At 40.0% G+C, this 16,342-nt stretch carries 6 protein-coding genes, 1 tRNA gene and 1 pseudogene; 4 read left to right on the top strand and 4 right to left on the bottom strand.

Going from position 1 to position 16,342, the window contains the following annotated elements; genetic code table 11:
- Window positions 1-80 precede the first annotated feature (80 nt).
- The 4 genes from PVV64_RS03140 to aroA form a co-directional block, all read right to left on the bottom strand.
- Window positions 81-8,657 (bottom strand): GH36-type glycosyl hydrolase domain-containing protein, encoded by an 8,577-nt coding sequence (locus PVV64_RS03140; RefSeq protein WP_273759750.1) that lies wholly within the window; start codon window positions 8,655-8,657, stop codon window positions 81-83.
- Window positions 8,658-8,884: 227 nt separating this feature from the next.
- Window positions 8,885-10,585 carry a 30S ribosomal protein S1 gene (gene rpsA / locus PVV64_RS03135; RefSeq protein ID WP_273720226.1) on the bottom strand — a complete coding sequence of 567 codons (1,701 nt, stop codon included), beginning with the start codon at window positions 10,583-10,585 and terminating at the stop codon, window positions 8,885-8,887.
- A 133-nt stretch (window positions 10,586-10,718) separates the two neighbouring features.
- The gene (cmk, locus tag PVV64_RS03130; protein ID WP_273759749.1) at window positions 10,719-11,366 is read right to left on the bottom strand and encodes a (d)CMP kinase; all 648 of its coding nucleotides are present in this window, start codon (window positions 11,364-11,366) and stop codon (window positions 10,719-10,721) included.
- Window positions 11,363-12,691, bottom strand: coding sequence for a 3-phosphoshikimate 1-carboxyvinyltransferase (aroA, locus tag PVV64_RS03125; RefSeq protein ID WP_273759748.1), 1,329 nt, complete (start codon window positions 12,689-12,691; stop codon window positions 11,363-11,365). Before aroA ends, cmk begins: the two co-directional genes overlap by 4 nt.
- Window positions 12,692-12,881: 190 nt before the next feature.
- On the opposite strand from aroA, the gene PVV64_RS03120 reads away from it, so the two are divergent.
- From PVV64_RS03120 to PVV64_RS10495, 4 genes and pseudogenes are all read left to right on the top strand, one after another.
- Window positions 12,882-13,262, top strand: coding sequence for a TIGR02300 family protein (locus tag PVV64_RS03120; RefSeq protein ID WP_273720221.1), 381 nt, complete (start codon window positions 12,882-12,884; stop codon window positions 13,260-13,262).
- Between the two features lie 128 nt (window positions 13,263-13,390).
- A tRNA-Ala gene (locus PVV64_RS03115) sits at window positions 13,391-13,466 on the top strand.
- Window positions 13,467-13,944: 478 nt separating this feature from the next.
- Window positions 13,945-15,783 (top strand): dihydroxy-acid dehydratase, encoded by a 1,839-nt coding sequence (ilvD, locus tag PVV64_RS03110; protein ID WP_273759747.1) that lies wholly within the window; start codon window positions 13,945-13,947, stop codon window positions 15,781-15,783.
- Between the two features lie 228 nt (window positions 15,784-16,011).
- Window positions 16,012-16,318, top strand: a pseudogene (locus PVV64_RS10495) (integrase); the annotation flags it as partial.
- Window positions 16,319-16,342 lie beyond the last annotated feature (24 nt).

The raw sequence follows: 16,342 nt of genomic DNA, 5'->3' as shown, positions 1-16,342 counted from the left end.
CATAGGCCAACAAAATACATATAGGAATGAGAAAAACTATAACAACTCTAAGGTCTTGAGCAAGAATAAAAAAAAGCCTTTTATCTTTTCTGTTTTGAGGATTGAAGAACGCATATGATTTCATGTTTTCCTGTTTTTTCCAATTTTATTCTTGCTTGAGTATGAGCATATTTTTTATCATCAACATGAAGCATATTTTCAACTCCCCATTTTACGGTGATGGTATAAATGGCATCATAAAATTTCATTTTTGCTTCATATTCAGACCATGAAGAAGGTAAATGTGGCTCTAAGAATAATTGATCATCTTGACGATTAATCCCAAGAATGGCTTGTGTTGCGGCGCGGTAGAACCAGCCTGCTGAGCCTGTATACCATGTCCAACCTCCTTGTCCACGATATGGTTCAACGGCGTAAATATCTGCGGCCATAACATAAGGTTCCACACGATAAATTTCAGGATTTTGCCCGTGGGTAATCGGGTTAATGGCAGAAAATAAAGCATAAGCTTTATCGCTTTCACCCATTTGGGCAAGCGCCAAAATACTCCAAATGGCACCATGCGTATATTGACCACCATTTTCTCGAATACCTGGAGGATAACCTTTTATATAACCGGGTTCGAGAGGAGATTTATCAAAAGGTGGCCAGAAAAGACGTATAAGACCGCATTTTTCGTCATACAGCTGTTCAAGCATTGATGCCATTGCTTGTTTTTGGCGCTCAAGCGATGCCATTTGCGAAATAACAGCCCAAGATTGAGCAATGGTATCAATTTTGCATTCATCATTGATTTGAGAGCCAAGAGGTGTACCATCATCAAAATAACCACGCCGATACCAAGCACCATCCCAACCGTTTTCTTCTAAGGATTTGGTTAAACGTTCAAGATATGCACGCCATGTCTCAACACGGGTGTTGTCACTCCGTTTTTGGGCAAGGGGGATAAATGCTTGGAGTGTAGTACCAAGAAACCATCCCAACCACGTGCTTTCCCCTTTTCCTTTAATACCTACCAAATTCATGCCATCATTCCAATCGCCGCCTAAAATAAGAGGAAGTCCGTGTGGTCCACAGCGTTTGATAGCAAGATCTAAAGCCAAAGCACAATGTTCATAAATTGTTGCAACCTTTAAGGATTGTATGGGCTTAAAATAAGCGTCTTGTTGTTCATTGTTAAGAGAATCTCCTTCAATAAAAGCAATAGGGGTATCAAGAAATATGCTATCACCAGTGGTGTTGACATAAAGTGCTGTGCCATAAGCAAGCCAAACAATATCATCAGAAATACGCGTGCGAACACCGGCGTTTGTATCAGGCAACCACCAATGTTGTACATCGCCTTCGAGAAATTGATGTGCTGCGGCGTTTAACAATTGTTCACGCGCCAGTTTCGGGTTCAATAATAATAAGGACAAGCTGTCTTGTAACTGGTCGCGAAAGCCAAATGCACCACTTGCTTGATAAAAGGCAGCGCGTGCCATCATACGGCAAGCGTAAATTTGATAAGGAAGCCAATGATTGACCATAAGATCAAAAGAGGGGTCAGGTGTTTTAACTTGGAATGGAGAAACAAAATCATCCCATTGCTGTTTTTGTTGTGTGAGCAAAATTTCAAAATCGCTTGCACGCACCTTGTCTAGTAAATTTTCCGCTTCTTGCCTATTTTCAGCATTGCCAAGATAGAAAACGATTTCTTTTGTTTGTCCTGGGAGAAGATCAATATCATAGGAAAATGCTGAACAAGGATCACATCCTGCTTCAACTGTATTTGAAAGAGCATTGGCTTTACGGATCGCGTGAGGATGTATCACTGTTCCCGTTACACCGATAAATTCAGTGCGATCAGTAGTCGTACTTGTTGGTAATTGGGAAGCAGATAAAAATGCCACTTGTTGAGATTTGTCGATGTGGTAGGGATTTTGGATAAAATGTGCACCACGTATAGGATCATAATAGGGGAGTATGAAAGGTGCATATTTTGTACGGACATTGCCCAAAACCCATTCAACATAATTATAAAGGCGTAAACTGCGTGATTTTTTCCCGTTATTTTTAAGGGTGAGTCGTGAAAGACGTACTGGTTTTTCTGGATCGAGTATATGGGTGAGCTCTAAGGCGATCTCTGTATGTGTAGATTTAAAGGTTGAAAATCCAAAACCATGGCAAGCCTCATAGACAACATTTTCATCACATTCAACGGCAGAAACGGGTGAGAACCGTTTTAAAGAAAGGCGGTCTACAAGATAAAGTGCTTCTCCTGGACGGTTAGAAATGGGATCATTACTCCAAGGGGTTAGTTGATAATCACGGCTATTATTTGCCCAAGTAAAGAGCGCTCCTTCAGCAGAGACATGGAAGCCAAAGTTTTTATGAGCAATGATGTTAATCCATGGTTGTGGTGTGGTGGTATGCCCATGAAGACGTACCACATAATGATTATGATGATTAAATCCACCATAACCATTCCAATATTTTAGGTCATTTCCATCAATGGGGAGAGGTGAAATTTTTTGTTGACCGATAAGACCAAGAGAAGCAAAGAGGCTTTGCTCCTTTGATATGATACTTTGTCGTTCTTGATGATGTTTTTGCTCGTTTAATTGATAATAGGATTCTTGATGTTCTTTATGGATGGTGAGATCAAAGTCATTATTGTCAAGTTGTTTGAGTTGTTCAGACAAAGATCCATTTTGAGCATCAAGAATAATGCGTGCTGAAGCAAGAAGAGTTTGAAAACTCTGTTCATTCATTTGATCACGCCGAAGAGTGAAAATATGTTGGCGTTCATCTGTATCATGAATGTGATGGCGATAGGATTCGCATACCCATTCAATAGCATGTTGTGTATTTTGTATGTAGGAAAATGCTTGTTCATTAAGAATGACAAGATCAACAATAAGTCCACGCATACGCCAATATTCATGTGCTTTGAGAAGTTCACGTAGAACAGTGATATCTCCCTCATTATCTAATCTGAGAAGACAGAGCGGAATGTCTCCTGAAAGTGACATTGGCCAAAGATCAGATTGTTTACCAAGATTTTTTGCTAAGTTTTTTGAAGAAAGACGCCATGTTCGATCAAGATAAATAAGTGGTGTTGCATATTTTTGATAGGTAATAGCTTCTTTAAGGCTGATACCACTTTGATAGAGCGAGACTTGCGAGCGTGTCCATGCCATTGAAAATTCTTGCTGGAATATATTGGGCTGCCGATAATGTTTAATATAATTGTGCAGTGTTTCTTTTGCATGAGCAGCAAAAGTCCAAAAAATCAGTTCAACTTTTTCATGTGCTGGAATTTTTACACGGCATCGCAGTGAGATAATGGGATCAAGCACACAACCTTGACTATTGCGAAAATGCGCATTGTGGTCAAATGCAGCAGGTCGATGAATAGATCGTCCTCGACCAATAAACTGCAAGCGATCCGTTTCAGCTTCTGTTTCTTGGATATTATCACCAGTCACAAAATGGGCAATGTGGATTTCAGGATCATGGGGAGAGCGTTTGCGCCTCTTAGCAAAAATTGTCCTTCTCCCGTTAGCAATTTCTGTTTCTATAAACATCCGCGAGAAAGCAGGATGTGCTTGATCTGCATCCATTGTTGCGAGGGCGAGTTCACCATAAGAGGTCACTTCAATGATACGGTCTTTGTTTGTTGTATTAATAAGTTGAAGACGTCTGCCTTCACCACATCCTTCAGAGGTAATAAGACATTCAAGTGTTGATTTGATACCATCAACCATTTTTGTATATTCAGCTTTTTCATCTGTAAAAATGCAGACTGCATCTTCTCCGACAACGCGTGTTGGCTCACCAGTCACAGACCACCAACGACCATTCTCTATATCACGGAGAAAGAACAAAGTTCCTTGTTGATCTTCTGTTGCATCGGGAATAAAGCGTGTAATCGCATAATCATGCCAACGACTGTAACCAGAACCGTTGGCTGTCAACATTGTAGAATAGGAACCATTGGACAAGAGCAAAGTTTCACGTGGTTTAAGCAGCGGGTTTTTGATAATACGCAAAGGAGCATCGTTGAATTCTTGATAATTGTTACGCATGCGATGAATAACTTTGCTATGAATGATAGGAATTTGATGTGGTGCTCTTTCCTGTAATAAAAATTGGATTGCTTCAATGATTGGGTCACTATGAAAGCGATCACGCATCCGCCCTTGAAAAATAACATTATCGATAGCAAGAATGGACATGCCATGATGATGCGCATAATAATTGCGTACTACAGCGTATTTTTCTCCTGTTTTCACGCGTGAGGGGGTGAAATCAAGAGAATCGTAATAACCATATGTTCCTAAAGCTCCAAGATCACGGAGATGTTTTAAATTGGTCACGGTTTGGTCAGGAACATATTGTGCTGCTAAAAGACTAGCATAGGGAGCAATAACGGTATTGCGTGAGAGACCACGTTGGAGTCCGAGGCTTGGAACACCAAAATGAGCATATTGGTAATTCATTAACTGATCACGAGCGTTAAATGCTGCTTCTGAAATTCCCCAAGGGACTCCACGTTTATAGGCGTATTGTATTTGATCATGAATAATCAGTCGATTGGTTTGATCGAGGAGAGATCCCAAAGGTTCGTGCATAACAAGGGAAGGCATGAGATATTCGAACATGGAGCCAGACCATGATAACAATGCACCTTTCCAACCAATGGGGACGAGGAGTCGACCAAGATGAAACCAATGTTTTACTTTTATATCGCCTTTTGCGATGGCAAAAAGACTTGCAAGGCGCGCTTCTGAGGCGAGTAAATCATAACAATTTTCATCGAGTTTATTTTCTTGCACACGATACCCAATAGACAAAAGATGACGTTCAGGTTGTTCTAAAAAGTCAAATTTCATATCCAAGGCAATTTGCCGCGCTTCTACAGCTAAACTATTCAATGTTTTACGTAATTTTTCACTGTCATAGCCAGCAGTAGCATCATGATGGTGAGCGTTACAGGTTTCTAAAAGACATTGAGCCCAAGAGAGTGTTTGAGAAGATTTTTTCGTTTGAACTTTTTGATGAAGTTCATCTATTAAGTGTATAAGATCATGCGCGATAAAGGATAGGTCTGTAAGCTGAGAAATGATGGTGTTTGGTGTTTCTACGACAGTACTCATACAATGATCAAAATTGCTGATGTACTTTTCGATTTGTTGACGTAAGGGATGTAAAATAGGTTGATTATCCGGAATTTCTTTGACAGTTTCTTCCAAAAGAGCATAAACATCACGCAAGCCGTCCAGATCACTTTGAATAAAAACATGAGGTTTTTCCGCCCATTCTCTTAAAGCTGAAGCAAGGGTCAGTAAATGGCCAGCAAGATTTCCTGAATCAACGGTTGATACATAAGTTGGTAGAAGAGGTTTGAGTGTATCTGTTTCATACCAGTTATAAAGATGTCCACGAAATTTTTTCATTTTAGCAAGAGAACGTAGTGTACATTCAATGCGGGTAATGGTTTCTTGACAACTAATCCAGCCAAAGTCACGCGCAGCAATAACAGAAAGAAGATAAAGCCCAATATTGGTCGGAGATGTGCGTTGTGCAATCAGAGGTTCAGGGTCTTCTTGAAAATTATCGGGGGGCAAATAATTGCTTTGCGCATTGACAAAACTTGCATAATAAAGCCATGTCTGTCGTGCAATAGAGCGTAGTGTTTTTTTATCTTCAAAAGAACTATGAAGAGTATCTTGAAATGTTGAAGGTTGACTCACAATCCATGCAATGAAGGGTGAAAAAAACCATGTCAGACCAAACGGTAAGGCAATAAAGCTTGCAAAATTATGGGAAAAGAAAGGAAGTGCTATAGCAAGAATACCCATAAGTGTTGCTGGCCACATTGTAAAGATAGAGAAGCGAAGGCTATTGGGAATAGATTTTGTTGCAGCAGAGGTTTTCCATTCAAGCAAGTGCTGTTTTGAAATCGTCATGCGATAAAGTGTGCGGATAATTGCATCAGTCATAAAATAAGCTGAATGAGCAAGAAATGTCATTTTAAGAAATATATTTGCGCCAGTTAGGGTCGTTTTATTGAAAATTAATTGAAAATATCCACGTAAAGAATCACCAATATTGGATGGAACAAGCGTTTGTAAGATACTTAAAATTGGTGCAATGAAGAGACTAAAGAACAAGAATGTTTGCCAAATAATTGCACTCTTTAATGGCAAAAGAGACCATCCAGCAAAGGCAGCAATGAGCCACATCAGTGGTGTGAGAGAACGGCGCAGATTATCCTGTATTTTCCAACGTGTCGTAGAACTAATTTGACGAGGACAAAAGAGATAAGGCAAGAGTTGCCAATCTCCGCGAACCCAACGGTGATAACGCGCAACATCAACATTATAAGCTATTGGATAATCCTCAATGACTTCTACATCACTCACCAATGCGGTACGTGCATATCCTCCTTCTAAAAGGTCATGACTAAGAACAGTATTTTCTTTGATTTTGCCGTTAAGTGCTTGCTGAAATGCATCAATATGATAAAGACCTTTGCCGATAAAAGTTCCTTCTCCTAAAAGATCTTGATAGGTATCGGAAACAGCAAAGACATAAGGATCAATACCGCGATTGGTAGAAAAAACCCGTTGCAAAATGGATGTTTCTTTTCCTGTGGTAAGAGAAGGCGTAATACGGGGTTGTAAAATGCTATAGCCTTTTACAATTTTTTCATGGAGAGGATCAAAAGTGGGGTGGTTGAGCGGATGGTTCAGTTTTCCAACAAGTTTTGTGACACATTCAGGGGGCAGGCGCGTATCTGCATCCAACGTCATAACAAAACGGCAATCCATGGGAAGATGTGGGTTAGGAGGATAAAAGCTGGTGTTTTTATCACCTCTTAATAACAGATTAAGTTCATGAAGTTTACCACGCTTTCGCTCCCATCCCATCCAGCATTTTTCGCTGGGATTATAAAGACGCCGACGGTGTAAAAGGAAAAAAAGAGGGATATCATCACGATGATAACGACAATTAAGTTTATCGATACTCTTTTGCGCGTAATACAGCAAGTCAAGATCATCTTGCGTTTGCTCTAAGGGAGAATCTACCCAATCTGTGAGGATTGCAAAATGGATGGCGCCTTTGGGATTGGAAAGGTAGTGCACTTCAAGATTGCGCACTTGCTCATCAATAGAGTCGCGTGAGGTGATTAAAGTAGGCACAGCAACCATTGTGCGTGCATGTTCCGGAATCCCCTTTTTATATTCATAACCAATGAGTTGTTTTGAGGGAATAATCCATGAAACAACAGTGTTGAAAAAAGCAAAAGCAGCATCCATAGCAGGAAACAGCGCTAAAGCAGTGAAAAGAAGCGTTATCCAGAGTGTTTCAGATGTCTGTAAAAGAGCGTAGATTGCAAGCAAAAGGATAAGCGTGAGAAAAGAAACAGGAATAGTAATAATGCTTATCTTTGAACAGCAGAAAAACCGTGCCCATTTTATAAGCAAAGGTGAAGTATAGCCACATGCTTTTTCAAAACTATGCCGTCCATCACCAATAAGGTACCACCCAACAGAGGAGTGCAGAGGTGTATTTTCAGAAGGAGAACGTGCTATTTCTATCGCTTTTCGTGCAACTTCCTGTTCACTAAGAGGTGAAAAGCGAGCGATTTTTTCGATCACTTGTCGATAAATATTGCGTGAATGAGCATCAATTTTAGAAAAATCACTATTTTTATGCAAAATAGAGTCTACAGAACTAACAGTTTCAAACCATACTGCCCAATCAACATCACCAAGTGCTTTAAGTGCACGGATAATATTGCCCATGGTGACACCATCTGCTGCTTGGCGTATATGTTCATCAGTTGTGGCAATTTCGAGGTTACTGCCTTGGTTTTGTAATTGCTGTTCAAGCCAATTTAATGCGGTTGTTGAATCCACAGATGCACTGCGCAGACGATAGAATAAATGGGCTGAAAAGCTTGGATAAACAGTGAATGGTGTATAACGAGTAAAAAGAGTATGTAATTTTGTTTCATTATCAGTGAGGGAAATTTTATCAGCAACTTTATGGGCAAGCTGGCGCATAGTGCGTGTTTGTTCAATACGCAGTGCAAGACGACGGACATTTTCGATGAGCAACATCTGTATAACAGAAGGAAGAGCCCATAATTCACCAATTTTGAGAGCACAAACTTCTTGAAACCCATTGATCATAGCCGTGAGTGTTTTTTGTGAAAATATACTGTCCGTATGGGCAATATAAAGCCAAGCTAACGCAAAAATGCGTGGTATGTCTTCCCTTTGTTCATAAAGAGGAAGTTGCTTAATGAAAGACTTAGATAAGTTACGACGGAGTTGTTGTATCGTTTTGTCAATGGTATAATGATTATCAAGCAGCCATTGAGCAGATGGCGCCATGGTTTCATCGTTTCGAGCAGCAATATAACAGGTGTGAAAGGCACGGAGAATAAGTTTAGCATTTTCATTCAACCTTTTGTGAAAATTATTTTCTCCCTTATATTCAGGAAGGAGGATTTCTTTTTTAGAAGCTATGTCATAGCCTAATTTATAAAGTTCATCCTGCGATTTATAAGTTGAACGAAGAGGAGCACTGGTTTGAGTCAGATGATGAATCTTAGTTTGTTGAGAAAAAAGATACTTTATGCAGGATATTGTGAATACCATATTATTTCGATTCAATGATGTGGTTTCTTCATATTTAATAGGCTGTAAGCATTTTATTTTAATACTGAACAGTTCAAAGAAAAAATAAATTGTTTCTTTAAGAATAGTTGTAATTTTTAACAATACAATTGAAGAAATAAGCAAACAATTTTTTAAAACAAATAAAAAAGGCCGCCCGAAAAATGAGCGACCTCACATTATAGATAATTTCTTTTAACAATGGAACATTAATCTTGTTCTTGCTTTTTCAAAGCAGCACCGAGAATATCACCAAGAGAAGCACCTGAGTCTGTAGAACCGTACTGTGCAACAGCTTCTTTTTCTTCTGCGATTTCTAAAGCTTTGATAGACACTGAAAGTTTGCGTGTTTTCTTATCAAATGCGGTGATGCGGGCATCAACTCTTTGACCAATAGAAAAACGTTCAGGACGCTGTTCATCACGATCACGGGCGAGATCAGCACGGCGAATAGTTGTTTCAAGGTTATGATCAATTAATTTAACATCAATATCATTATCATTAACGGCGATCACTTCACATGTCACAACAGCCCCTTTGCGAAGTTCACCTGCTGCTGCTGCTTCTCCAACTTTATCACTAGAAAGTTGCTTAATTCCAAGAGAGATACGTTCTTTTTCAACGTCAACATCAAGGACCACAGCTTTAACGATATCTCCTTTATTGTAGGTATCAATGACTTGTTCACCAGGGCGATTCCAATCAAGATCAGAGAGATGAACCATACCATCAACATCGCCTTCAAGACCAATGAAGAGACCAAATTCTGTTTTATTTTTAACCTCTCCTTCAATTTGTGAATTGACAGGAAATTTATTGGCAAAAGCGACCCATGGATTTTCAAATGTTTGTTTTAAGCCAAGAGAAATACGCCGTTTAGAAGGATCAATTTCAAGCACAACCACTTCTACTTCTTGTGATGTAGAGAGAATTTTTCCAGGATGAACATTTTTCTTTGTCCAACTCATTTCAGAGACGTGGATCAATCCTTCGATTCCTGGCTCTATTTCAACGAAACCACCATAATCAGTAATGTTGGTAACAGCACCGGTAATTTTTTTGCCCACAGGATATCTCGCACTGATGCTTTCCCAAGGATCACTTTCAAGCTGCTTCATGCCAAGAGAGATACGGTGTGTATCTTGATTTATGCGAATAATCTGGACTTTAATTGTTTGCCCAATGGTGAGAACTTCTGATGGATGATTAACGCGTCGCCAAGCCATATCTGTGACGTGTAAGAGCCCATCAATTCCACCAAGATCAACGAAAGCACCATAATCAGTGATATTTTTAACCACACCTTCAACAATTTGGTTTTCTTCAAGATTTTGTACAATTTCTGAACGTTGTTCAGCACGACTTTCTTCTAAGACAGTACGGCGTGAAACAACAATATTACCACGACGACGATCCATTTTTAAAATTTCAAAGGATTGTGAATTGTGCATAAGAGGTGAAACATCACGGATAGGGCGAATATCAACTTGGCTGCGGGGTAAGAAAGCAACAGCACCATCGAGATCGACCGTAAAGCCCCCTTTTACTTGGCTAAAGATAACCCCATCAACGCGTACACCAGCATTGAATTTTTCTTCCAACCGAATCCAGCTTTCTTCACGCCGTGCTTTTTCACGTGACAGAACAGCTTCACCCATCGCATTTTCGATGCGTTCAATGTAAACTTCAACTTCATCGCCAACTTGTAAGGAACCGTCTTTTCCTTTAGCTCCAAATTCTTTGAGTGGAATACGTCCTTCGACTTTAAGTCCAGCATCAATAATGGCCATGTCTTTTTCGATTGCAATAATGCGACCTTTAACAACGGATCCTTCATTAAGATCATTGGTTTGAAAGGATTCCATAAGAAGGGCTTCGAAATCCGCTGTTGTGGGATTGTATTGTGACATAAGAACTCCTGATACATACCTTCATTGTAAAAGGTATAAGCGCTAGGTTAGTGTTAACATGGGGCAAGTTCCCGCCTTTTTCCTTGAATGCAGGAAAAAAATTAGCGCTCGGCCGGAAATCACCTTTACAACTTTATCCAATTATACGCTCTTTTATGATAGGATCAATAAAAGTGCATGCAATTGCAAATGTTGCTTCTATACTCAATTCTGACGTATCAAGCAAGTGGGCGTTTTTTGCTGGTCGCAGTGGGCTTTGTTTGCGGGTTATGTCACGTCTATCGCGCTGTTCAAGATCGCTAAGGATTTTGTGATAATCTGCTTGGTTTCCTTTTTCTACCATCTCCTGATAGCGGCGTTTTGCACGTGTTTGAACATCCGCTAAAACATAAAACTTAATATCGGCATCGGGGCAAACAACAGTACCAATATCACGTCCATCAAGCACACTTCCAGGTAAAATTTTAGCAAAATCACGTTGTTTTTCGACAAGGGTTTCACGCACAGCGGAGTTAAGTGCTATTTTTGAGGCAGCCTCACCAAGTTCATGACAAGAAAGAAGAACTGGATTTAAAGTGTTAAAATCAAGCTCTTTGGCACAATCGATAGCACTTTTTTCATCATTGAGAGGGAATTTTTGTTGTAAAAGTGCGTAGGCAACACCACGATAAGTAAGCCCAGTATCGAGATGGTGAAGATGATAATGCCTAGCAATTTTGCGTGCTAATGTTCCTTTTCCTGAAGCGGCTGGTCCATCAATTGCGATCACAAAAGGTTTCAAGCGATTTTCCCCCCAAGTTGTTTGATGAAAGAAATAAATTCTGGAAAACTGGTAGCGATCATTCTTTGATCATCAATGGTAACAGGTTTTTCTGACGCGAGTCCAAAAACCAGAAAGCACATAGCAATTCGATGATCAAGATATGTGGTAACGTTTCCACCACCCAATCCTTTTCCGGAACCTTTTCCATGAACAATGAGAAAGTCTTCCCCTTCTTCACATTCTACATGATTCATTTTGAGTCCTTTTGCGATTGCAGAGAGTCGATCTGATTCTTTAACACGCAATTCCTCAATTCCGAGCATCATCGTTTTGCCTTCAGCAAAGGCTGCTGCTACCGCTAAAGCGGGATATTCGTCAATCATTGATGGGGCTCGTTTTTTTGGCACAACAACCCCTTTTAGCGTTGAAGATTGAACGCGCAAATCGGCAACATCCTCTCCACCTGTTTGGCGTTGGTTCAAAAGTTCAATTTGAGCGCCCATTTCCCATAATGTTTCGATAAGCCCTATTCGAGAAGGGTTTATAAGAACATTTTCGATGGTGATATCAGAATCCTCTACAAGAAGGGCGGCGATCAGTGGAAAAGCTGCAGAAGAGGGGTCGCCTGGGATATCAAGAAGCTGTCCGGTCAGATGTGGTTGGCCATTGAGGTGAATAAAACGCGTGCCTTCCATATCTGTTTCTATTTCAAGTTTAGCACCAAATGCTTTGAGCATCTTCTCCGTATGATCTCGCGTGGGAATTGGTTCAATAACGGTTGTGGTACCAGCAGTATTAAGACCAGCAAGCAGGACCGCAGATTTAACTTGAGCAGAAGCCATGGGAACACGATAGCAAATCGGGTTAGCCATTTTGGGACCATGAAGCGTTAAAGGAAGAAGGTCTCCACGGGTTGCTGTAACGTCAACACCCATTGATCGTAATGGATCGAGAATACGTCCCATGGGACGTTTGGAAAGAGAGGCATCACCGATAAAGGTTGTTTTCATATGATAAGGGCCAACCATTCCCATAACGAGGCGAACACCCGTTCCAGCATTGCCAAAATTGAGAGGGTTTTGTGGTGCTAAAAGGCAACCATTTCCAGTCCCTCGTATAATCCAGTGATCATTTTTCTTTTGCATACAAGCGCCCAAAGCTTGCATAGCAGCCGCTGTCTTTAAAACATCATCACTCTCAAGCAGTCCGTGAATATGTGTTTCACCAGTTGCTAGCCCTCCCAATATAAGAGATCGGTGAGAAATTGATTTATCTCCTGGTATTTTAATTTTTCCAGAAAGATGGGTAGATCTGTAAGCGGTTATAGGTATTGCTTTTTGCATAGAAATTCTATTTAATTTTATCTAAATTTTACGAAATTAATCCCCTCCTTAGCACAAGCTTTGAGAGGCGTCATGAGGAAATCCATGAAGAATGATGTATTTATCTTTTGACAAAGACATTATTTTTTGATTAAGCACCATGAAATTTATTTTTTAATGGAATGATAGTTAAGCAAAAGAGGCACGGTTCATGGCAAAACAGGATCTTGGAACTAAGCGTGTTGATCCAGAAACGGGAAAGAAGTTTTATGATCTTAATCGCGACCCTATTGTATCACCTTATACAGGGATTTCTTATCCACGTTCTTATTTTGAGGTTGCAGCAGCTGAAGCAAATAGTGAAGAAGATGTTGATACTGAAGAGCTTGATACAGCACTTGAGAAATCTGCTTTTATGCTTCTTGAAGAGGATGGTGACGATTCTAAAGATGATGATCTTCCTGATTTGGAGGATGGTGATGTTGATCTTGGTGATGACGATGACGCCTTTTTATCCCACGATGAGGACGATGAGGATGATGATGTTGCCGATATTCTCGGAGGCGGTGTTTCTAACGACGACGATTCTTAAAAGTTAAGAGAAACGAAGGTTATTCTTTTCATTGAATACAAATTTTTCTTGATCTTCGATTTTTATCGTTCTAGAAAATTTCAGTCAGGTTATTTGCCTTTCTTTTAAGGGATAACTGTCTTTAATATGGGGCTATAGCTCAGCTGGGAGAGCGCTTGCATGGCATGCAAGAGGTCAGCGGTTCGATCCCGCTTAGCTCCACCAAAAGATCAAAAGTTTTTTCAATAAGCTATCAATATTTATAAAAAGAATTTATCTGCTGTGAAGGGCGCATTTTTATCTATAGCATTTTCAATGATTGCATAAAGTGCTTCTTTCCAAGAGTTCGCTCTATGCCTTTTCTTTGATAATACTCATGAAATTTATTGTTATGAAAGCGCAAGAGCAGATGAGTGATATTTTATAGTTTGCGCAAATATCTCTATACCGAAAATGAAAGTCTGTTCTCATATGATTTCTTAAATCAATAGCTCTTTATAAGATAGCTTTTATGATTTTCAAAAGCTTTAGCGATCATTTTTGCAGAAAATGTTTTGGATAACAAACAATAGCTGCAGCTTTCAATTTTGTGATTTAATTGTCTCAATAACGGGCTTTTTTTATTTTTCGCAGGCGAGCTCTTGTTTTTAAGGGGAGATTGCAGCAAAACAAAGAAAATGGAATTATTTGAGGGGAAAAAATAATGCCTTCTTACCGTTCAAGAATATCGACTCATGGACGCAATATGGCAGGGGCTCGCGGTCTTTGGCGTGCGACAGGGATGAAAGAGACTGATTTCGGCAAACCTATCATTGCTATTGCCAATTCTTTTACACAATTTGTACCAGGACATGTCCATTTAAAAGATCTTGGACAGTTGGTAGCACAACAGATAGCAATTTCTGGCGGTGTTGCGAAAGAGTTTAATACTATTGCTGTAGATGATGGAATTGCGATGGGGCATGATGGAATGCTCTATTCTTTGCCTTCACGTGAAATTATTGCTGATTCTGTTGAATATATGGTCAACGCCCATTGTGCTGATGCACTTGTCTGTATTTCCAATTGTGACAAAATAACGCCAGGTATGTTAATGGCTGCTTTACGCTTGAATATTCCAACAATTTTTGTTTCAGGCGGTCCTATGGAAGCAGGTAAGATTAAATGGAAAGGTCAAAATCTTACTGTTGATTTGGTGGATGCCATGGTTGCTGCGGCTTCAGAGCATAATTCAGAACAAGAAATTGCGGAAATGGAGCGTGCTGCTTGTCCAACATGTGGTTCTTGTTCAGGAATGTTTACGGCTAATTCTATGAATTGTTTAACCGAAGCATTAGGGCTTTCTCTTCCTGGCAACGGGTCAATATTAGCAACGCATAGAGATCGCCAAATGCTTTTTGAAGAAGCAGGAAGACAAATTGTTACATTGGTCAAACGTTATTATGAACAAGAAGATGAGACAATTTTACCGCGTTCGATTGCCTCACGCAAGGCTTTTGAAAATGCCATGGCTGTAGATATTGCTATGGGAGGATCAACCAATACTGTTTTACATCTTTTAGCGGCTGCGCAAGAAGGTGAAGTAGATTTTACCATGACGGATATTGATCGACTTTCACGTCGTATTCCTGTTTTGTGTAAGGTTGCTCCTTCTGTTGCAAATGTGCATATGGAAGATGTCCACCGCGCAGGTGGAATTATGGCCCTTTTAGGAGAATTGGATGCTGCCGGACTGATTGATACGTCTACTTATACGGTTCATGCAAAAACGATGAAGGAAGCTCTTTGTCACTGGGATATAAAACAGACAGCTGAAACAACCGTTCATGAATTTTATCGTGCAGCGCCAGGGGGGATTCCAACACAAACAGCGTTTAGTCAATTTTGTCGCTACGAAACTCTTGATCTTGATCGTGAAAAAGGTGTGATTCGTAATAGAGAACATGCCTATTCGCAAGATGGAGGATTAGCGGTTCTTTATGGGAATATTGCCAGAGATGGTTGTATTGTGAAAACAGCAGGTGTGGATCAATCAATTTTAACTTTTAAAGGTTCAGCAAGAATTTTTGAAAGCCAAGATTCCGCTGTTTCAGCAATCTTAAATAATAAAATTCAATCAGGTGATATTGTTTTAATTCGTTATGAAGGGCCACGCGGTGGACCGGGAATGCAAGAAATGCTCTATCCAACAAGTTATCTCAAATCGAAAGGATTAGGCAAGGCCTGTGCACTTATAACGGATGGACGTTTTTCAGGAGGAACTTCAGGACTCTCAATAGGACATATCTCACCAGAGGCTGCAGAGGGAGGAGAAATTGCTTTGGTAGAAGAGGGCGATATCATAGAAATTGATATTCCTAATCGTACCATTCATATGTTGGTCGATGACGCTGAGATAAAGCATCGTCGTGCTAAAATGGAAGCGAAAGGAAAAGCAGCTTGGCAACCCATTGAGAAGCGTGAGCGTAAAGTCTCAAAGGCTCTCAAAGCTTATGCAGCAATGACAACTTCTGCTGCTAAGGGTGCGGTTCGTAGCATATGATTGTGTGAAAAACCTTATTTATGGAAAATGAAGAGAATTATAACTCTTTTTCGTAAGATGACAACACATTGATTTATAATGATAAAGTATCATTTTTCAACGTGGATCACAACTCCGAATCGAGAGAAATTTTCTCATCACAAATCCTCTTAGTCGATTAATATCACTTGCTTGCACGTCACAAACGGGGCTGGCGTGTGGGTAAAACTACACAAGAAAGGAGTAAAAATGCCTCTTATGAATGCTCTCAAAGGCAAGGGTTGTCGCAACATTGGGAATTGGCAAATATAAGGATGGTGCCGGTTTGCTTCTCCACAAGTATAAAGATGGTGGTACTAATAGCTTGATCGTTATACCCTTCATGGTTGGTTTCGTGAAATAGGCTTTTGTGTCTTAAGAAATGTTTCTTTAAAAAAGCACGTGAATGTGTAATTGGGTGGCGTTCTGTTTTACATGAAGGTCGTGACTTCATGAAAAAACGAGAGAAATAAAAGCGTGAAGCAATGCCAATTGCCATTATTTAAAGGATATTGTTTGAGATACTTTTGAAAGTCGGAAA

Source organism: Bartonella sp. ML70XJBT.G (assembly GCF_028618575.1).
GTDB lineage: Bacteria > Pseudomonadota > Alphaproteobacteria > Rhizobiales > Rhizobiaceae > Bartonella.
Note: the sequence above shows the minus strand (reverse complement) of the source record. Positions and strands in the feature narration are given on the sequence as shown.